At 59.5% G+C, this 21,666-nt stretch carries 9 protein-coding genes and 5 tRNA genes; 4 read left to right on the top strand and 10 right to left on the bottom strand.

The window, feature by feature from the left end; genetic code table 11:
• Window positions 1–33 precede the first annotated feature (33 nt).
• From GTP58_RS04280 to GTP58_RS04265, 4 genes are all read left to right on the top strand, one after another.
• Window positions 34–14,604 (top strand): DUF4214 domain-containing protein, encoded by a 14,571-nt coding sequence (locus GTP58_RS04280; RefSeq protein WP_229215412.1) that lies wholly within the window; start codon window positions 34–36, stop codon window positions 14,602–14,604.
• 15 nt (window positions 14,605–14,619) lie between these two features.
• Complete coding sequence (locus tag GTP58_RS04275) at window positions 14,620–14,916, top strand: hypothetical protein (RefSeq protein ID WP_161076393.1); 297 nt, start codon at window positions 14,620–14,622, stop codon at window positions 14,914–14,916.
• A gap of 356 nt (window positions 14,917–15,272) precedes the next feature.
• Window positions 15,273–15,635: a transposase gene (locus tag GTP58_RS04270; protein ID WP_161076392.1), complete on the top strand. Its 363-nt coding sequence runs from the start codon at window positions 15,273–15,275 to the stop codon at window positions 15,633–15,635.
• Window positions 15,632–16,330: an IS3 family transposase gene (locus GTP58_RS04265; protein ID WP_161076391.1), complete on the top strand. Its 699-nt coding sequence runs from the start codon at window positions 15,632–15,634 to the stop codon at window positions 16,328–16,330. The genes GTP58_RS04270 and GTP58_RS04265 overlap by 4 nt, the downstream gene beginning before the upstream one ends.
• A gap of 119 nt (window positions 16,331–16,449) precedes the next feature.
• On the opposite strand, the gene GTP58_RS04260 is transcribed toward GTP58_RS04265, so the two are convergent.
• The 10 genes from GTP58_RS04260 to recO all read right to left on the bottom strand — a co-directional run bounded on the left by GTP58_RS04260 (window position 16,450) and on the right by recO (window position 21,648).
• A tRNA-Gly gene (locus GTP58_RS04260) sits at window positions 16,450–16,525 on the bottom strand.
• 10 nt (window positions 16,526–16,535) lie between these two features.
• Window positions 16,536–16,609 (bottom strand) — tRNA-Cys (locus GTP58_RS04255).
• A gap of 49 nt (window positions 16,610–16,658) precedes the next feature.
• Window positions 16,659–16,734: transfer RNA gene (locus tag GTP58_RS04250), tRNA-Gly, on the bottom strand.
• A gap of 47 nt (window positions 16,735–16,781) precedes the next feature.
• A tRNA-Gly gene (locus tag GTP58_RS04245) sits at window positions 16,782–16,857 on the bottom strand.
• A gap of 70 nt (window positions 16,858–16,927) precedes the next feature.
• A tRNA-Gly gene (locus GTP58_RS04240) sits at window positions 16,928–17,003 on the bottom strand.
• A gap of 98 nt (window positions 17,004–17,101) precedes the next feature.
• Window positions 17,102–17,683, bottom strand: a complete 582-nt coding sequence (gene pgsA / locus GTP58_RS04235; protein WP_161076390.1) for a CDP-diacylglycerol--glycerol-3-phosphate 3-phosphatidyltransferase — start codon at window positions 17,681–17,683, stop codon at window positions 17,102–17,104.
• Between the two features lie 96 nt (window positions 17,684–17,779).
• Window positions 17,780–19,639: an excinuclease ABC subunit UvrC gene (gene uvrC, locus GTP58_RS04230; protein WP_161076389.1), complete on the bottom strand. Its 1,860-nt coding sequence runs from the start codon at window positions 19,637–19,639 to the stop codon at window positions 17,780–17,782.
• 9 nt (window positions 19,640–19,648) lie between these two features.
• Window positions 19,649–20,044, bottom strand: a complete 396-nt coding sequence (acpS, locus tag GTP58_RS04225) for a holo-ACP synthase (RefSeq protein WP_161076388.1) — start codon at window positions 20,042–20,044, stop codon at window positions 19,649–19,651.
• Window positions 20,041–20,802, bottom strand: coding sequence for a pyridoxine 5'-phosphate synthase (pdxJ, locus tag GTP58_RS04220; protein WP_161076387.1), 762 nt, complete (start codon window positions 20,800–20,802; stop codon window positions 20,041–20,043). Before pdxJ ends, acpS begins: the two co-directional genes overlap by 4 nt.
• Window positions 20,803–20,817: 15 nt before the next feature.
• Entirely contained in the window at window positions 20,818–21,648 is an 831-nt protein-coding gene (recO, locus tag GTP58_RS04215; protein WP_161076386.1) for a DNA repair protein RecO, read from the bottom strand.
• Window positions 21,649–21,666: the final 18 nt, after the last annotated feature.

Raw genomic sequence — 21,666 nt, 5'->3', positions numbered from 1 at the left:
ACCATATTTGCGTATGATGGTCAGGGTCGGTTGTTGTCCCGAATCGCGCCGGACGCAGGAGCAGGCACTGATACCACCATCTATAGCTACGACGACGCCAATGGTGCGCGTACCGTAAGATTGTCTAATGGCCTGGTCACGAAGACTACTTTTGATGCAACTGGCAACACTACAGGCATCGTGCAGTACGATGCCTCCGGACAGGTACTGTCCCGTATTGTCAACGCCTACGACGACGCTGGTCTGCTGCGCAAAACTGTTGGCCCCGACGGCCAAGCCACCTACCTGATCTATGACGCGGCCGGCCGCCAGAGCGCCAAGGTAGATGCTAACGGCAACCTGACTGCCTATTTTTACAACGCCAACAATCAGCTCAGCCGTACCATCCAGTTCGCCCAGCGCACCGATATATCAATGATCCTGCCGTCCCGCGGCTCGTGGCCGCCGGTGACGCTGATCGACCTCGACTTCGATACCAGCGACGTCAACAACCGCAGCACCTGGAATGTCTACGATAAAGCCGGCCGCCTTTCAGCGACTGTCGATGCCACGGGTTCCGTGACCCGCTACAAATACGATCAAGCCGGCCGTTTGACGCAGACTGTCCGCAGCGCCACGATCATTGCCGTCAACACGCTGTCCGGCGCATTCGCACTGGACAGCGTTGCCGACACGCCGTCCCCTGCCGACCTGATCAGCCGTAACTATTATGACAAGGACGGTAATCTGCAGCTGGAAGTCGATGCCGCCGGTTACGTCACCGAGTACCGCTATGACGCCGCCGGCCAGAAAATCGAAATGCTCCGTCGCGCCACGGCACTCGCGGCTAACTACTTCGCGCAAACGCCCAACGCTACCGCCAGCGACATCATCACCACCGCCGGCGCCGTCGCTACCCACGAACGCTATTTCTACAACAGCAAAAACCAGCTCGCTGGCACGCTCGACAATGGCAACTTCCTGACCGAGATCAGGTACGACCTCAACGGCAATGTGCTGAGCCGCCGCCATTACGCCACCGCCGTCAAAACGCCAGGCGCAGCCAGAATGAAGGATCTCAACTACGCCGCCGATGACACTGCCGACCTGCTGACCAGCTACACCTACACTGCCCGTAACCAGGTCGAAACCGAAACCGCGCCAGGCGGCATCGTTACCCGCTATACCTACAACAAACTGGGCCAGTTGATGGAAACGCGGGTCGGCGCTGGCAGCGGCATTGAACGTGCCCAAGCCAAGCGCTACGACATCAAAGGCAATGTTATCGCCGAACTCAATGCCGAAGGGAGCGCGCTGCTGGCCGGTGCGCAGACGCAGGCCGACATCGACAGCCTCTGGCTACGCTACGGCAGCAGCTATGCCTACAGCAGCAGCGGCCTGCGCATCAGCGCGACCGACGCCAACGGCAACAAGACGCGCTACTACTACGATGCGATAGGCAACCTGCGCTACACCGTCAATGCGCTGGGCGAAGTCACTGCGTTGACCTATAGCGCTTTCGGCCAGCTGACCAGCAAAACCCGCTTTGCCGCGCGCATCGACGCGGCCACGCTGGCATCGCTGTCAGGTGGGCAAAATATGGATGGCGATACGCAGCGGATTGACAGCGTCAAGTCGTCCACGCTGGACAGCACGGAAAGCTATGAATACGATGGCGACGGCCATCTCACCGCCACCGTCGACGCGTTGAAAAACCGCAGCACCACGCACTATGACGTTTTTGGCCGCGCCGACATCACCGAGCAGCAAAGCGTCGCCGGCAGCAATGCCTCTGCGCCGGCCAGCAACCCGGGCACCCGCAGCCTCTACGACGCTGACGGCCGTTTAAGTGCGGTGTTGACGTCCAGCGGCAGCCTGACCGTCTATACCTACAATGCACTGGATCAGCTCACCGACCGCATTACCTACGCCAAGCCCGTGGCGTTTGACATCAGTGCGGATAACCTGAAAACACTGGTGGCGACTCCGGCGGCACAGAGCGACAACGCGCACGACCTGCACCAGCGCTATTTCTATGATGAACGTGGCCTGGTCAAAGCCAGCATGACGGCAGATGGCCTGTCGGATGGGAAGTTGCAGTGGTCGGTGGTCAAGAATACCTATGATGGCAACGGCAACCTGCTCACGCGCACCGCCTATGCCACCAAGCTCCCTAGCGACAATGCACAGCCTGCCCTCAGCTATCCGGCAGACAGCGGCGCCGACAGTGTAACGGCCTATTCGTACGACAATGCCAACCGGTTGGTGATGACCGCCACCGCGCAAAAAGCACCGGATCCGGCCAAGCCAACCATCCGCAACTGGGCACTGGTACGTAACAGCTACGACGCGATCGGCAACCTGGTGCTGGTGACGGCCTATGCCAAAGCCAAAGCCGGCCTCTTGCCAAGCACGGCGGAATTGAACGCGTACGCGGACACCTCCAGCGCCGACGCCGTCACCTGCTATACCTACGACAGCGCCAACCGTATCAAGACTGTCGCAACAGCACAGAGCACCACCACGGTAAATCAGGTGGCGACGACACTCTGGTCCGTCACTGAGCGTTTCTACGACGGCCTGGGCCAATTGCAAAAAAGCACCCAGTATGCGGCTGCCGGCCAGAGCGCAGTGGGGGCAGTTTTGAAAACTGCGCCGGCCGCCGATTCCGCGCGCGACCGTACCACGGCGTTCGAATACGATGCCGCCGGCCGCCTGACCACCACCACGGATGCCGAAGGCGGCAAGACCGTGCTCGCGTATGACACCAAGGGCAACATCGTCCAGCGTACTGCACTGGGCGACACCCGCGCCGAGGACCGCAGCACGCGCCTGTACTACGATCTCGACAACCGCCTGCAATACAGCGTCGATGCGGCTGGCAGCGTCACCGAGCAACGCTACGACGCGCTGGGCAATCTCGCCGCCACAGTCCGTTACGCCAAACAGGTCAATCCAGATCTGCTCAGCGTCCAGACCAGCAGCCTTAATGGCCAGCTGTCGGCCGGCGACAACGACCGCACCGAACGCTACATCTATGACCGTAACCACCGCCTGGTGTATACCGTTGATGCACTCGGCTATCTGACGGAAAAAACCTATGACGCATTCGGCCGGGTTGCCACCACACTGAGCTATCCCACCGCAGCGGCGCTGAGCGGCTTTACCGTCGCGGCTGCCGCGACAGCCAAGGCCAATGCAGGCACACCCCGCGTCAGCAGCTTCGAATACGATGCCGCCGGCAACCTGGTCAAGTCGACGGACGCCTTGGGCAAGAGCGAAAGCTATACCTATGATGCGTTGAACCATAAGATCACGTTCACCAACAAGCTCAACAACACCTGGACCTATGCCTACGATAGCGTCGGCCATCTGCTGCTGGAAACCGCCCCTGCGGTTGATGCCTATCCGAACGGTGATGCCGGCTGGGACACTGCCACTGCACTCCCGGTGGCGCTGAAAACCGCGATGGAATACGACGCCCTTGGCAACCTGGTCACGCGTACCGAGGGCTATGGATCGGACCGCCCGCGTGTCACCAGCTACCAGTATGACCGCGTCGGCCGCCAGACCGTCACCACCCGGCCGGCCGCTGCCGTCTACAACACCGGTGCCGCGCTCGGCACCATTGGCGTAGCGCCACGCAGCGAAGTCGATTCCGGCCCACTCACCGTGGTGGTCAGCTACGATATGCTGGGCAATGCTGTCAGCAACAAGGACGTCGGTGGTGCACTCAGCTTCAAGGTCTACGACCGCCTTGGCCAGGTGCGTTACGACGTTGATGCCCTCGGCTATCTCACCGGCTATGAGCACGACGCATTTGGCGCCGTGACGGCCCTGACCCGCTATGCGGTAGGCATGGATGGCTTTGACAGCTTCAAGGCCGATGCTGCCAAGCGCACCCTGAGCTTCGTCGAGCAGCACCGTGGTACGCCAGCGGAAAACCGTACCGTCCGTACCAAATTCGACAAGCTGGGCCGGGCAATCAAGGTCATCGAGCCGATGGCCTCGGTGTATGATGAACACGCACTCAATGGCATCAAGTACTTCCAGGCCGCCCGTACCACCGAGACCCGCTACGACGCCTTCGGCCAGGCGCGGCAGATTCTGGTCTACGGCGCGGACAGCAGCGGCACCGCATTGACCGCTGCCGCCAGCACGCGCTATTACTACGACGCGGCCGGCAACAAAAAAGCCCAGATCGCCACGCTGCAGGACGATGCCTCAGGCCGCAAGGGTTATCTCACTACTTTTGACTACAACGATGCCGGCGACCTGCTCAAGCAGACCGAATACGAGAGTCTGTATGGCGATTGGCAGGCCGACTGGAAAGACACCCGCTATGGCCTGCCCACCCCTAGCCCGGCAGAGCGCGTCACCCAGTACACCTACGACAACCTCCACCGTAAAATCAGTGAGGCCCGCAACGGTGCAGCCACCAGCTATAACTATGACGCAGTGGGCAATACCACGCGGGTGACCGACGCCACCGGCCTGTCGACCTTCAGCTATTACAATGCGGTCGGCCAGGTCACTGCCGTGGCGCGTGGTGGCAGCGTCACGCCACCGGTCTCCGCAGGCGCGCCCAGTTACACCCTGGCACTGGCCAGCGGATCGCTATCCGAATTCCGCCGCGACCTGTTCGGCAATGTGGTGGTGCAGATCGATGTTGCCAACGGCGCCGCAGCTGGCACCAGTGAAGCGGCCCGCCCGGTGGCGGTCTATGACCGCAGCCGTGACCGCGCCACGGTCACCCGCTACGATGGCGGCGGCCGTGTCGACCAGGTCATCGATGCCGAGGGCAAGTACAGCTATAACTCGTATGACGTCTATGGCCGTGTCGCCAAGCAGTGGCGCACGGTGACCAACCCGGACAACGCCAGCAACCCGGTGGAAACCAGCTTTACCGTGACCAGCTACGACAGCCTGGGCCGCGTGCAGACGGTGACCAAACCAGGCAATATCGACCTGGTGCGCGGCAACCTGACGCCTGCCAATACGGTAAAGACCTACCAGTACAATGCCTTCGGCGAAGTCAAGCAAGTCGACGGCGTCGGCGCCGATGGCAAGAAGCAAAGCGAATACACCCGGTACGACAATGCCGGCCATGCCTGGCTCAGCAACACGGGCGATGGCATCGACAAGGTGTCGCTGTTTGACGCCCAGGGCAACGTCAGCAGTACGCTGGTCAGAACCGATGCCAGCCTTGAATTCGGCTCCGATTTGACCCGGTCCATCAACGTCGAGCAGGCACTCGGCAAAACCGGCCTGCAGCGTACCGATTTCAGCTATGACCTGATGGGCCGCCAGATCGATGCACGCCGCGATAACGAGGCCAATGTGTTCGTGCTGGAACGCGATCCCATCACCGGCCTGCTGACCAAGTATGCACAGAACCGCATCAGTTCACTGGTGGACAGCAGGCTGCTGGTCAGTGACCCTTCTGAAAAAGAGATGGCCAAGCAAGTGAGTTACCGCCTGAAAGGCAGTACAGTCTGGGTGTCCGAAGCCAGCCGCCTGCAGACACTGGAAGGCTATACCGTCTTCAGCACGCGTGGCCTGAGTGCCGGCGACTATGAATACAGGGTCACGCTGACACCACCTGGCGAGAGCGCCTTCGTGCGCTCGCAGGGCGTGGTGACGATCGTTACCTCGCCCACGAGCGAGACCAATATGCAGCTGGCCCGCGTCTACGGCATGCTGCTGAACCGTGTGCCCGACGCGATCGGCCTGAATTTTTATGTCGACCGCGCCAACAAGGGCGAAAGCCTGGCGCACCTGGTGCTGGATTTCCTGCGCAGCACCGAGGCATCCGTCTTCCTGGGCGGCAGCAGCAGCGACGCCATCAAGCGCCTGCTGCTCAATGGCTTCGGCCGCGATGGCAGCAACTTCCTGGCCGATCCCACGTTTAATGACGAGGTCAAGCAGTGGGCAGACGCTTACGACCAGGCCAAGGCGGCCGGCGGTGATGCCACCGGACAGATGATGCTGGACATGATCGACGCGATGATGCAGCCAGCTGACAGCAGCCTGCTGCCCAATATCAAAGCCGCCAAGGCGGCGGCCCAGGCGCGCATGAGCAATGGCGTGACAGCCGGGCTGGCCTATGCCACGACTTATCTGGGTAGTAACCAGGATAGCGCCACCGCCATCTGGAAAAGTTCTGCCACCAGCCTGAGCACCGCCATGGCGCAAGCCCAGGAGCTCGCCACCAACGAAACGCTGCGCATCAAGATCGCCCAATGCTATCTGGCGCTGTTTGGCCGTCCACCGGAAAAAGCCGGCATGGATTTCTGGCTGCAGGGCCTGAAGTCGCTGAGCCCTGAGGAAATGGTCGGCGGCATGCTGGGCAGCCCAGAGGCCAAAGATCCGGCGTTCTACCCAGACCTAGGCCTGGACGACGCAGCGTATAACCGCCAGCTAGTCAACCATGTCTATCAGAACCTGCTGGGACGCGCGCCGACTGATGCCGAGCTGATCCGCTGGAATAGCGTGCTGCCAGGCGCCACCGATGCTGGCGACCAGAAAAATGTGAAACGCGGCAAGTTTGTGCTGACGCTGGCCGCCGAAATTTCCAACTACGCCGACAAGGACAGCGCACGGCTGGCGCAAAAGCAGCTGTTCAACACCAAGATCACGCTGGCGCTCAAATATGCCACCCTGGATTTGTCGGGCGTCCCTGCGCTTGACCAGGGCGCGATGGGGGCCGCGATGTTCGCGGCAGTGACGACCGGTGACAGCGCCAAGGCCGCGGTCGATAAAACCGTGGCCACCGTCGCCGCCAACGCCACCGCTGCGGCAGCGCTGAGTGCAGCGGCCAACGCCATGGCCGGCTCTACCCGGCTGGAAGACATTCGCGCCCAGATAACGCGCCTGTATGTAGCGCTGCTCAACCGCACGCCGGACAGCGACGGCCTGCCGTTCCAGGTCGCGGCCATCCAGCGCGACAACGGCAGCCCCGCCGCCTGGATTGCGCTTGCCAACAACCTCATCAACAGTGAGGAATCGCGCAAGGACAGCACGCTGACCGCACTGCCGCCGCTGACTGATGCCGCGTTTGTCGAGCGCGTGTACACCCTGGCCGTGGGCAGCAAGCCTGTCAGTGCGGGCGCGCGCCAGGAAATGGCGGCTTTCGTCCAACAGCTGACAGCCGGCAGCACGCGCGGCGAAGTCGCACTCAACATCGTCAGCGGCCTGCTGACCTACAAGGAGTTGACGGCGGAAGATGCCGCGCTGCGCGCCAGGTTCAACAACAAAGTCGGCGTGGCCTTGGCCTGCGCGGTCAACCTGAGCGCCTTTGACTGGGGCAAGACCGGTACGGCAGCCCGTTCGGTCCTACAGGACGTCACCGCCACCGACATTCAGCTGGCGCTGAACAATGCCTACGATATCGCCAAGGCAGCGTACCTGAACAGCTCGCAGCCAACGCTGGATGCCGTCGCCCAGGCCCGGATTGCGGTCGATACCAACGCTGCGGCCACCGCCGCTTCGCTGCAGGCCAAGAGCAGTGTCGATAGCGCGCAGAACGCTGCGCAAGCGCAGCCGACCGCCATGGCCCGCCTGCAACTGATGCAGATGTACGTCGGCATACTGGGGCGCACTACCGAGTCGTACAACAGGTCGGTCGACCTGGAAGGTCTGGAAGTCCAGGTCAAGCAGATAGCACTGCCCCGCACCATGGGACAGATCGCGCAGAGCTTCATAGATAGCGAGGAAGGCCAGAAAATCTATGGCGCGCCGCTGTCGCTGACTAACGATCAGTTCGTCAAAAAAGTCTATACCACCATCCTCGACAAGCAGGTCACCCTGCCCGCCGCCGACCTGGCGTCATGGATCGCCCAACTCAATGGCGCCTCGCCGCCATCACGCGGTGATGTGGCCTGGGGCATTCTGAACGCAGTCAAAAACTACAGCAGTACCCAGCCCGATACCATTGCCAGCGCTTACCTGGCCGCGCGCCAGGCATTCTTCCAGCGCGTGTCGGATTGTTTCGTCATTGTCAATCAGGCGCAGCAAAGCTCGGCAGCAACCTATGCCAAAGCCAAACAGGACCAGGACGCCCTGGCCAAAACCGTGGCCGACTTGCTGTCCCGGAGCCAGGCAGATGAGCAAGAGAAAAACCGGCTCAAGGGCATTGCCGATGCCGCCAGCGCGGGGACCAGCAGCGCCACCAAACGCCGCCTGGACCTGACATTGATGTACACGACGCTGCTACAACGCAAAGAAGCGCCCAAGCAGCTGGAACTCGACTACTACATCAGCGGCGATGGCGCCGCCTATACCATCGAGAAAGCGGCAAGCGTCTTCATCGCCAGCGCGGACGGCAAGAGTGTCGGCTATCCGGTTGACAAAGACGGGTTTGTCGACAAGCTGTACACCGTCATCCTGGGGCGCTCGGCGGTGCAGAGCGAGAAGAACTACTGGCGCGATCAATTTACCAACGACGACGATGGTCGCGGCAAGTTTGCCTACAAACTGTTGATGGTGTACATGAACGGCAGCGACAGCCAGCCTGCACAGCTTCAACGCAAAGTGGCGTTCGATCAGCTTATCAGCAGCTTCATCGAACAGGAACGCCAGGCCGCCGACTCCATCAAGAGCAGCGCCTATAGCGCATGGTGGAGCAAATACCTGGCCGCAGACAGCGCACAGACGCAAAAGAACAATGCCGACCAGGCGGTTACCGATACCTACGCAGTCTGGAAGCCGCTCCAGGACGATGTCAAGCAGGAGTACTTCTACGCGAAAATGTTCATGGATGCACGCAGCAAGGGCAACCAGAACTGGATCACCTCGCTGTACCTTGGTTTGCGCAGAGACGGCAGCCGCGACTTCCCCGGCCTGGCGTTCCAGATGGCGAACGATACCGGCAAGCCGGAGTTCGGGGTGGGGATTAGCGGCACGCTGCTGACTGAACCGGGCAGCAACGGTTACTGGCCTACCGATCCGACGCAATTCGTGCGAAAACTGCTGATCGTGGTCGCAGGCCGGCCTGCGGACCTCAGCCTCACCAACGCGGAAGTTGTCGCGACGACCAAGTACATGACGGATAACGGTCTCTCGCGCGGAAAAATGGCTTACGACATGGTGATGACCAAGGCCTCATCGGACCTACAGGCCCGGGTTGCAAGGCAGGTCACTGACGATCTGAACTACGCGCTACAGATCATCGCCAACCGCAACAACGCCAAGAAAGCGTATGACGATGCCGTCGCTGCACAGCCCATCGCCGTGCAGCGCTACACAGACGCCGCCAATGCCGCTGATATAGCGCGCGGCACTTACGACATCGCCAACGGCAAGCTGACCGCGACCAATACCTTGCAGGCGCTGTTCAATAGCATCGCTGCAGCAGACAACGCGATCAGCACGGCAAGACAGTCGCAGGACGCCTATCTCAAGCAGAAAGCAGACTTCGACGCCAAACAGCAGGCGCTGAACCTGCTTGCCGATATCGCCGCCAATGGCGCCTCGGACCAGGCTGGCGGGGCATTGGCACTGGCCTTGTCTGCCGCCGCCAATGCTGACGTGGGCCAGGCACGGGCGTCTATCGCCGATGCCGCTAGCACCGCCGCCAGCAAACAAGTGCGTCAGGTGACCCAGCTTTACCTCACCTTGCTGGGCCGCTCGCCACAACTGGCAGAGCTGCGCTTCTGGACGGGGAAACTCAGCCAGGGCAACACCTCGCCAGCCAAGCTGGCGCAAAACCTGCTGCAGAGTAAAGAAGGCATGGCGCTCTACCCGGCCAGCCTGAGCAACGACGACTTCGTCAAACAGTTGTTCAATACGGCACTGAACCGTGGCTTCGACAACGACAAACTGGGGCTCAAGTTCTGGAGCCAGCGTTTATCCGGCGACAATCCACTCAGCCGTGCTGAGCTGGCCAGTATGTTCGCCGGTTCCGTGCCGACCAATAACAACGACGACAGCGTCTATTTCAACAACAAAGTCTCCGCTACGCTGCAGCAGATTACCCTGGCAGGCACGGCCAGCGACCAGATCGACCAGGCCATGGCCAAGACCATCCAGCTGGCCGAGGATACTGCGCGCAGCGAGGCCGCCAGCTACGATGCGGCAGGCATCAGTGCCGCCGCAAAGGTGCCGCTGACGCAGTATACGCAGCCACTGACGCGCCTGTACCTGGCCATGTTGAACCGCGCGCCGGACCTGGCCGGGATGCAGTTCTGGGTCGATGCGCTGACGCGCAGCCAATTGCCATTGACCTTGCAACGGGTGGCCAACGACATGCTGGCCGCGCCCGAGTCGCAGGCGCGCTATCAGCAGCTCAGCGACAGCGACTTCCTGACCCAGGTCTACACCAATGCCATGGGTTATGCGCCGGCGGCCGGCGCGCTGACGCCGTATCTGGCGCAAATTGCCGCCAACGGCCGGGGCGCGGCAGCGCTGACCATGCTCAATGCCATCGTTGATGCCCCCTCCAGCAGCAGCCTGCAGCAGATCGCCTCGCGCAATGCCTTCATCGCCAAGGCCGACCAGGCGCTGGCCACTGTGGCGGTGGCGCTGACCAACCAGGCACGCTATCTGAGCGAAGCGGGCGCCATCGCGCAGGCACTGGCCGCCACCAATCCGGTAGAGCAGCATGTCGATGGCGTGGTATGGGGCATCGCCTCGTCGATCAAACAAGGCGGCAAGAACCTCGCCTTGCCGACCCTGACGCTGGACCGCTGGGGCAACGTCACCAAGCGGCTGGGCGCGCAAGATCCCAACTGGGCGATCAGCTACACCTACAACGCCAACAACCAGCTGCTGACCATGACCCAGCAGCAGCAGCTCAACGAGGCGCCCAAGTATGCGCAGCAGATCAGCTACGATGCCGCAGGACGCACGCTGACCGTCACCGAAGGGGCGGCCGACCACATCAGCCGCAACTACTACGACGTCAACGGCAACCTGCTGCGCGAGCAGCACGCCGACGGCGGCATCATCGACTACCAGCTCGACAACTTCGGCCAGCGCACCGCCATCTGGCAGTACCGCGACGCCACCAGCATCGTCAAGACCGACTATGGCTATGACCGCCTGGGACGGCAGACCAGCCGTACCAGCGCAGCAGTCGATACCTACTACTGGATGGGGGGTAACGACACATCGCTGAAGTCGGCTGTCGGCCGCAGCACCGACAGCTACTTCTATGATGAGCTGGGCCGTCAGATCCGCAGCACAAGCACCAGCAGCGCCAACATCGCCGATCCCAACAATGGGCTGAGTACGCTGACCCGCTACGACCTCAGCGGCAACGTCATCAGCACCGAAAGCGGTGCCCCCGCCAACCGTGCGCTGGCTGCACCTCGCAACGCCCTGGTGACCGCTTACGACGCCTTCAACTTCAAGGTGGCCGAACAACGAGTAGGTGTCAGTGCTGCCGGTGCACCAGCCCGTTACGAAACCAAGTACTGGGAAGTAGATGATCATGGCCGTATCAAGCGTTATACCGACCTGAGCGGCGTCACCACGACCTACGGTTACGACACCGCTGGCCGGCTGTCCAATCAGTTCCGCGGCAGCGGTGCCCAGAAGCAGAATCTCATCTATACCTACGACAACGGCACCGGCCTGCTGCTGCGCATTGAGGACAAGGTCACCGACCAGCTGACCGGCGTGGAAACCATGGCACAGGTGACCGATTACCGCTACGACCATGCGGGCCGCCGCATCACCGAGAAAATCTGGCAGGTGGCCTTAAACCGTGCTTTGCAGGACAATACGCTCAGCTACGACCATCGGAGCCGCCTGACCGACATTGTTTCCAAGGTGCCTGGCGCGGCCTACCAAGTGCACTACGAGTATGACGACTACGGCAACCGCAAACACGTCCGCACGCACTTCTTCAACGACGTCGGCGACGAAAAAGACATCGTCGTCGACTACGGCTATGACAATATGAACCGCCTGACCAGCGTGTCGGGCAGCGTGCGCACCAGTGTGGACACGCCCGCAGGCATCGACAATCCCAACCAGGTCACCCAGGGTCCGATCGATGCCCACGCCATTGCTTATGACTGGCTGGGTAACCGTATCACCGACAACAAGGAGCGCTACGAATACGACAATGCCGGCCGCTTGTGGAATAGCTATGCCAACGACAATCTGAACGGGACGCGCCAGTACGACGGCGCCGGCCGCGTCATCACCAATCTCGACCGCGATGGCACCCACTACAACAGCTACGATACGCTGGGCCGCATGGCGGCCCAGCGCAATGTTGACAGCCGGGGTAACCAGGTCAGCAAGCTGGCCTACTACTATGACACGGCAGGCAACCTGGAGCGTTACACCGTCACCTCAGCCGACAACAAGAACACCCAGACCATCACCATGCAGTACATGTTGCGCGACGGCTATCTGCTGACCGAAACCCGGGTTGCCAATAGCCCCACCGACAGCAAGAGCAGCATCCGCCACTACGACCGCAACGGCAATCTGTACATGGTCACCGGCGAAGACGAGCGCCTGCTCTACACTGACAGCAACGGACGGATACTGGAAAAGAACCAAAAGAACGTGGTCACGCACAGCCTGTTTGCAAACGGCGAGCTGATCGGCAGCAGCAGCAAGGACTTCGAATCGTTCAGCAGCGTGTACGAGTCGGCCAACTCACCGGAAGTCGCAACGCCGCCAAGTGTCTATGTAGTGCAGGGCACGGAGGAATCACCGCGCAGCATCGCCAAAATGCTGTGGGGCGACGAACGCCTGTGGTACTTGATCGCTGACGTCAACCCAGGCATCAGCGGCGCCGACACAAAGCTGACAGCGGGCACGGTCCTTAAGACTCCCACCCGCATCAACACCGTCTTGAACGGCTACCAGAGCTTCAAGCCATACAATCAAAACGACGCACTGGGCAGCACCACGCCAACGCTGGCCATGCCCGCCGCGCCGCAAGGGGGGGGCGGCGGCTGCGGTGTCGCTGGCAAAATCATTTCCGTAGTGGTCGCGGTGGCGGTCACCATTTTTACCGGCAATCCGGCACTGGGCAGCATTGCCAGCCAGCTGTTTAATATGGCAACTGGCCAGCAAAAGTCGTTCAACTGGAAAGCAGTGGCACTGTCTGAACTTGCTGCGGGCATGACGCAAGGCGTCAATATGCTTGCCGATGCCGGCACATTGAGCTCGGCACTGACCGACGCCAGCAGCAACTATGTGGTGGCGGCGCGCGCTGCGATAGCCAACGTTGCAACGCAAGCCGTAGCGTCGGTCACGGGTCTTCAGAGCTTCAATTGGGCAGGCGTAGCGGCGGCGGCAGTCGGTGCTGGTGTTGGGGCTGCCGTTAGCGACGCACTCAACGGCACTGTATTGTTTGATACTATCAAACTCAATAATTTTGCCAAAGCGTCGCTGACAGGCTTTGCAGCCGGGACCGCCACCGCAGTGGCGCGTGGTGGACGTATCAGTACCATACAGATTGCTACAGATGCGTTCGGTAATGCATTGGGTAGGAGCCTGGCTGAATCGATTAACGACTACCAAACGGCAGCGCGTATCGAGGCTGATCAAATGCGTTCAGGACGTGAAGAAGCTGAATTCGAAAAGGCCAACTTTGTGCGAACAGCTGGCAATGACAACAGTTCCGCTGGTTCTCAATTATCGTTCCGCGAGAGCGTTCAAGCTTTCCTGGAGGCCCAGAATATGAGTTTCAACGTTCGTGATGGGCTCTATAACCCCGGGCAAGATGATGCGGACTTCCTTCAAATCGGTGGTGTGCGAGGTGGTGGCCGTGGACGCATGCCTGTTCGTTGGTCAAGCGAGTTTGAATTTGCAATGAATGGTCGACAGCACAACTTACTTGACGCATTCTCCAATCTTATGTCGCTTGGAGATTATCAAGGCATTAAGAGTGAGATTGGTTTGGCAGGTGAATGGATGCGTCATACTGCTCGCGGCGAAATTATCGAAGGTATTCGCACAGAGCTTACTCGCGATGGATACTCACCACCTGAGCTTGGGAAGCGTTATTTGCCGGAGCTAAGTAACCCCCTGCTTGTTCGGGAGGTTCCGAATTACAGTTCTGAAGAAATTGATAATCATATCGAATACACTCGGCGTGTCGCATTAGCCAATCAAGGGGCAGTCACCTTGGGCAAGGATCTTTCCATTGAAACTATTGGAAAAGATAGAATGAAGCCAAACGAGTTTCTTGAAAAACTTACTGGGGTTTATCAAAATGCGGTCGATCGTGGCTCATCCTTGGCCAAAACCGCACTAGATGCAGGGAATTTATTTATTCCTCCAAAATTGATTGAGAAATTTGGCCAAGAGAATGCCGAACGTATAATGCTTGGCAATGCGACAGATCGATTTGCGAAAGGTGCCGCTGGTGATTTCTTGATAGCTCAAAAAATTCCGGAAGGAGCGTACAGTGTAGTAGCATTAGGGCGGAAATTTTCCGATTCTCTGAATCCGATGGACTATCGAGTGCCTGATATACTCGTACGATATAGTTCAAAAGATATTTATGCGATAGATGCGACACTTGGAGTTAAAACTTCATCGACTGCGCAGGTTAGAGATACACTCAGATATGGCGCAAAATCGTGGACTAATATTTCCCCTTATCAGCCACCTACTACAATATATGCACCACAAAAAGTATTTAAAGGACGATAATTGCCAAGGTGAAAAATGACTAAATTTTCTAATGCATTAATGATTTTTGAAGAATCCCTGGTTGGGATGCAACTCACTGCAGAGGTTCAGCCATTACCGGATGAGCCAACACATGCAGAGCGTCGTGCTCGATGTCTAGAAAAATTTGAGGCACTAAGATCTATTTGGAAACTTGACCAACAATTACTAATCGAATTCTCTGAAAAAACCAATGAGGCAATTGACTCTTTTTCCCGATCTGATTTTAAATCGGGCCACTCTGCCGCAAAGGACATTTCAAGAATGATTTGGGAAATCCGGAACGGGAAATGATTGCTGTAAATACAAGCTTACGCTTACATTGGGCGCTTCGTTATGGGTGCCCTGTTTAGTGTTCACAACAGCCGCTCCCTTTTCCCGCTTTTCAGCATTTTTTGCTGAAACGCGGGAGTTTCGACGGTTGCGCGCCTTAACTTAGGCTTATGTCGCCATGGCTTCATGCCTCAAATGGCGTTATTTTGCTTAAATAATGTCCATCCACTGCTGTCTGGATGTTCGTTTGCTCGCGGAATTGACCCACTCCGATTGACCCGCCTTCCACTGCCTGGATGGACTGAACCCCTTGGGCTGGACCAAGGTAGCAAGATGAAGTGATACGCTTGTCGAGCCTTCACAAGAGGAGCGACACCATGTCAGTTAGAGGACCATACCGGCGGCATAGCCTGCAATTTAAAATTCAAGTCTGCACCGATGTTCGTAGTGGCAAAGTCGGACGCCGGGAAGCGTTGAAGACGCACAACCTGTCAGCCAATCTCATGCAGATGTGGCTAACGCAGTTTGATCGCGGTGAGCTGGATTTGGAAGAATCCGCCGCAGCTACCATGGTTGAATACGAGGCCCATATTGCAGCCCTGGAGCGCAAGGTTGGCCAGCTCGCAATGGAGCTGGACCTCCTTAAAAAAACACCTCGGCTGCGACTCGTGAGCGACAACGAGACATCATCGATCGTCAGCGGCCCGAGGCCTGCTCCATCCGACGGGGCTGCCAAGTGATCGACCTGCCTCGGAGCACCTACTATTATCGACCAAGTGCTGCGGAACGGCAGATGGATGACTTGGCTTTGGTCAGCCTGATCAACGACATCCACGATTTGCATGCCCATCGTAGGCGCCGCTTCAAATCGGCAAAAGGTTTCGAGGCCGATTTGTGTGTGTATCCGAACCTGTATCGTAACAATATCCAGACAGAACCAGACCGCGTATGGGTTGCAGATATTACGTATATCCGCGTTGCAGCCGGGTTCGTTTACCTGGCAGTTATTCTCGATGCCTGTAGCCGTAAAGTCATTCGCTATGCCTTGTCGCGGCAGATCGATACGCCCCTGGCATTGGCCGCATTGAATGCGGCCTACGTGGCAAGGCAGCCACCAGCAGGCACCTGCATCCATCACACGGACAGAGGGTGCCAATACGCCAGCAGGCTGTATCGTGATGCGCTGGCGCAGTTTGGTTTGATCGGTTCGATGAGTGCACCGGCAAACCCTTACAATAATGCGCAGGCGGAGAGCTTTATGAAGACCTTGAAGGTCGAGGAAGTTTATCTGGCCGGCTTCGAGACGTTCCGTGATGTTGTCAATAGGCTGCCGTATTTCATCGAACAGATTTATAACGAGCGGCGCATGCATTCGGCGCTAGGCTATCAATCACCCAACAAATTCGAAGCACAACTCGCTCGCCAAGCGGCTTAAATCTGGAGACCCGATTGGTCCAGCCCGAGGGGGGCAGTCCAAAGATGGGTCAATTTTCAATGCAAATTAACATTACGGAATGCAAAAAGGGCAGCCACATCGGCTGCCCTTCTGTATTTTGGAGCGGGAGAAGAGTCTCGAACTCTCGACCTCAACCTTGGCAAGGTTGCGCTCTACCAACTGAGCTACTCCCGCTTAGGAGCTTTGGAGGCGAGGATCGGAGTCGAACCGACCTAGACGGCTTTGCAGGCCGCTGCATAACCGCTTTGCTACCTCGCCAAAGGTACTTTACTGGGATAACAGCCGGTTACGCTGCCACCCGAAATTCTGGAGCGGGAGAAGAGTCTCGAACTCTCGACCTCAACCTTGGCAAGGTTGCGCTCTACCAACTGAGCTACTCCCGCATGGAGTGTTACTACTTTTTACTACGCCACTCAGCTTCCGGAGAAACTGGAGCGGGAGAAGAGTCTCGAACTCTCGACCTCAACCTTGGCAAGGTTGCGCTCTACCAACTGAGCTACTCCCGCATTTCGAGTCCAGCATCATAACAGGTGACTGTTGTTTTTGCTAGTACTACTTGTTTTTGATCACGTCGTTTGGAGCGGGAGAAGAGTCTCGAACTCTCGACCTCAACCTTGGCAAGGTTGCGCTCTACCAACTGAGCTACTCCCGCTTTGCTTCGTCGTCATCAACAACAGGCCAGCATTATAGAGGTTCTATAGAGCCTGTCAATGGTAAAAATTTGCCGAATCAAAAATATTGTTTATACGATTAGATCTGACCGGATTTTTCCTTGATCAGCGGCCATGCCAGACGCAGGTAGTAGAACATCGACCACACGGTCAGCACCGCCGCCACCTCCAGCAGGCGCGCGCCCCAGAACTGGCTGTCGATGGCGCCCCACAGCACGTCATGGAACAGCAGCAGCGGAATCGCGGTCATCTGTGCGGTGGTTTTGATTTTGCCCAGCGAACTCACGGCCACCGACTTGGACGCGCCAATCTGCGCCATCCACTCGCGCAGCGCCGAAATGGCGATCTCGCGGCCAATGATGATGAAGGACATGACGGCATTGGCGCGGTCCAGCTGCACCAGCACCAGCAAGGCGCCGGCCACCATGAGCTTATCGGCCACCGGATCGAGGAAGGCGCCAAACGCCGAGGTCTGATTCCAGCGGCGGGCCAGGAAGCCGTCGAACCAGTCGGTCACTGCGGCGATGATGAACACCAGCGTGGCCGCCAGGTTCTGATCCGACACCGGCAGCACATTGGTGGGAAGGTAGTAGACGCCCACCACCAGCGGAATCAGCGCAACGCGCAACCAGGTCAACAGAATCGGAATATTGAAAGGCATAAGCTCAAAATAAAGTGCGGCCGTGAAAATTTATAATGCGCCGCTAGTCTACCTTGACGGGGCATATTAAACCAGCACCGTTGCTTCCCTGCCCACTCAATGCAGCTGTTTGTAGATCTCTTCCGCCAACGCGCTGGAGATACCTTCAACTGTTTTCAGATCTTCCACGCTGGCGTTCACAACGCCGCGCAGGCCGCCAAAGCGGGCCAGCAGGCGCTGGCGCCGCTTGGCGCCGATGCCTTCGATTTCCTCCAAGCGCGAGGTCTGGCGCGTCTTGGCACGCTTGGCGCGCATGCCGGTGATGGCAAAGCGGTGGGCCTCGTCGCGGATCTGCGCCACCAGCATCAGCGCGGCCGATTCCTTGCCCAGCTCCTGCGACGGCCGGCCGTCGACGAACATCAGCGTCTCCAGGCCGACTCGGCGCCCCTCCCCTTTGGCCACGCCGACGATCAGGCTGATGTCGAGCCCCAGCTCGGCAAACACCTGGCGCGCCATTTCGATCTGGCCCTTGCCGCCGTCGATGAGCACCACGTCTGGCATCACGCCGTCGCCATTGGCGACCTTCTCGTAGCGGCGGTACAGCACCTGGCGCATGGCGGCGTAATCGTCGCCTGGCGTGATGTCGTTGATGTTGTAGCGGCGGTATTCGCCGTTCTGCATCTGGTGGTGATGGAATACCACGCACGAAGCCTGCGTCGCTTCGCCCTGCGTGTGCGAAATGTCGAAGCACTCCACACGCAAGGTGTCGATATCTTCCGGCTCCAACTGCAGGGCCTCAACCAGCGCGCGCGTGCGCGATTGCTGCGAGCCCTGTTCGGACAGCAGCCGCGCCAGTGAGATCTCGGCGCCCTTCTGCGCCAGCTCCAGCCATTTGCGGCGCTGGTCCTGCGGCTGGAAGATCAGATTGATGCGGTGGCCGCACTGCTCCTGCAAGGCCTGTATCAGTGCCGGATGATCGAACTCGATGTTCAGGATCAGCGTGCCGGGGATGAACTTGTCGGCATAGTGCTGCGCCAGGAAGGCGGCCAGCACTTCGACCTCAATCGCGTTTTCGGCAATCGCCTCGGCATCGCTGAGGTGCGTCGGGAAGTAGGCGCGGTCACCCAGGTGGCGGCCGCCGCGCACCATGGCCAGGTTGACGCAGGCACGTCCGCCCTGCACCAGCACGGCGATGATGTCGACATCGGCGTCGCCCGTGGTTTCCATGCTTTGCTGGTGCAGCACGCGCGACAGCGACTGGATCTGGTTGCGCACCGATGCTGCCTGTTCGAACTTCAGGTCAGCCGCATAGGCGTGCATTTTCTTTTCCAGGTCTTCCAGGACTTCAGACTGACGGCCGCGCAGGAAGCGCGCGGCGTTTTCCACGTCCAGCTTGTAGTCGTCGTTGCTGATCAGGTCCACGCACGGCGCGCTGCAGCGGCCGATCTGGTGCAGCAGGCAGGGGCGCGTGCGGTTGGCATAGACGCTCTCCTCGCAGGTGCGGATCTGGAATACCTTCTGCAGAATCTGCATGGATTCCTTTACCGCCCACGAACTTGGGAAAGGCCCGAAATACTGGTTCTTCTTGTCGACGGCGCCGCGGTAGTAGACCATGCGCGGTGCATCGCCGCCCGTGATCTTCAGATACGGATACGATTTATCATCGCGGAACAGGATGTTGTAGCGCGGGCTCAGTGCCTTGATGAGGTTATTCTCAAGGATCAGCGCCTCCGCCTCGCTGTGCGTGACGGTGGTCTCCAGCCGCGCGATGCGTTCGACCATCATGGCGATGCGCGGGCTGCTCAGGTTTTTCTGGAAGTAGCTCGAGACGCGCTTCTTCAGGTCGCGCGCCTTGCCGACATAGAGGACTTTATCCTCGGCGTCGAAATAGCGGTAGACGCCCGGCAGGTTGGGCAGTTTGGCGACGGTGGCGAGGACCAGCTCACGCGGGTCCGGCTTGGCTTCCAGATCAGTCATTACTTCGTCTCAGTGGGCTTGCTCGACGATGACGAAAGCGACGGCGTAATCCTCCTCGTCGCTGACGGTCACCTGTGCGGTCAGCTTGTTCTTTTCCATGAACTCTTTTAGTACGCCGCTGCATACGATGACCGGCTTGCCGCTGGGCGCATTGAGCATCTGCGCGGCCGGCCAGGTCATGGGCATACGCATGCCCAGGCCGATGGCTTTGGAGAAGGCTTCCTTGGCCGCGAACCGCGTGGCGACAAAGCGGATGCCACGCACCGGGTTCTTGGCCTTGCGCGCCAAATACTTCTGAAATTCCTGCGGCCCGAGGATCTTCTGCGCAAAACGGTCGCCATGGCGCGCCAGCGCGGCCTCGATGCGCGGGATCTTGCAGATATCGGTGCCGATACCGTAAATCATTTGCGCGCGCCGATGCGGGTCGAGACCATGATAGCCTTCATTTCACGCACCGCGTTTTCCCAGCCGACGAAGACCGAGTGGGCGACGATAGCGTGGCCGATGTTGAGTTCTGCGATTTCCGGAATCGCGGCAATCGCCTGCACGTTGGTGTAGTGCAGGCCATGGCCGGCGTTGACCTTCAGACCCTTGCTGACGCCATACACCACGCCGCGGCGGATGCGTTCCAGTTCCGCCGCCTGTTCGGCGCCTTCGGTGTCGGCATAGCGGCCGGTGTGCAGTTCGATCACCGGTGCGCCCAGCGACGCGGTAGCGTCCATCTGCGCTTCTTCCGCGTCGATGAACAGGCTGACGCGGATGCCTTCGGCCTGCAGCTGCTTCACCGCGCGCTCGACGGCGTTGTAGTGACCGACGACATCCAGGCCGCCTTCGGTGGTCACTTCGGTGCGCTTCTCCGGCACCAGGCAGACGTCGGCCGGCTTGATCTTGCAGGCGAAGTCGATCATTTCCTGCGTCACTGCGGCTTCCAGGTTCATGCGGGTCAGCAGCTGCGGCGCCAGCGCGATGACGTCGGCGTCCTTGATGTGGCGGCGGTCTTCGCGCAGGTGCAGCGTGATGCAGTCGGCGCCGGCCTGCTCGGCCAGCAGCGCGGCGCGGATCGGGTCCGGATACTGCGTACCGCGTGCGTTGCGCAAGGTGGCGACGTGGTCGATGTTCACGCCAAGGTCGATGATGGTGCCAGAGGGTTGCAGAAAGCTCATTGTCGTAATCTCGTTCTATAACTGGGACAGATCGATCAGGATCTGGCGGGTATTCAAGGGCGCGCCATTGAGATGGTGGGCGACCAGGAAGCGCATCAGCTGCTTGCTTTGGGCTTGCGTGGCGGCGTCCTCGTAATTTTCACATTCCATATCCAGCAGGGTTTTGCCGGCCACGCGTGGCCAGGGATCCGCAGCGCGCTCCGGACGCGGACCGCGTTCGGGATCGACCACATACACCACGCCGGCCTGCACCGGACGGCGCGTCTCCACACAGCGTGTGAAGTCGGCGGCAACGCCTGTCTCTTTAAGTAAGGTCCGTTCGAATTTTCTCAAGACGATGGACGCAGGTTCATTATGCGCCAACTGGTTCAAGGTCGAGACGTAGTGGTCGAACAGGGCCGGATGGGCGTCGTCGCGCGCCAGCAGTTTGACCAGCAGTTCGTTGAGGTAGAAGCCGCACAGCAGCGCGGTTTTCTCGAGCGGCAGCATGCCGCCGATCCATTCGGCATCGGTCAGGGTACGGAGTTCGGATTTGCCAACCCAGCTGGAGGATAAAGGCTGGAAGGTTTGCAGCACGCCGCGCAACTGCGAGTGCGGACGCTTGGCGCCCTTGGCGATCAAGGCCACGCGGCCGAAGTCGCGCGTGAACAGGTCGATAATCAGGCTGGTTTCTTTGTAGGGATAGCTGTGCAGGACGAAGGCCGGCTGGCCAGCGACCTTGGTGCCGACGGTGCGTTCGCGCGACGGTGCGCGCGGGCGCTTGGCTGCAGCAGCGGCAGGTGCAACAGCAGCCACCGGCGCCGCTTCAGGCGGCGCTTCCAGGGTGGCGTCTGGCGTGGTGGACATGCTAGTGGTGTGAACCCG

The sequence above is a fragment of the Duganella sp. CY15W genome (assembly GCF_009857555.1).
GTDB classification, from domain to species: Bacteria; Pseudomonadota; Gammaproteobacteria; order Burkholderiales; family Burkholderiaceae_D; genus Rugamonas; species Rugamonas sacchari.
This window is presented reverse-complemented; position numbering and strand designations above follow the sequence as displayed.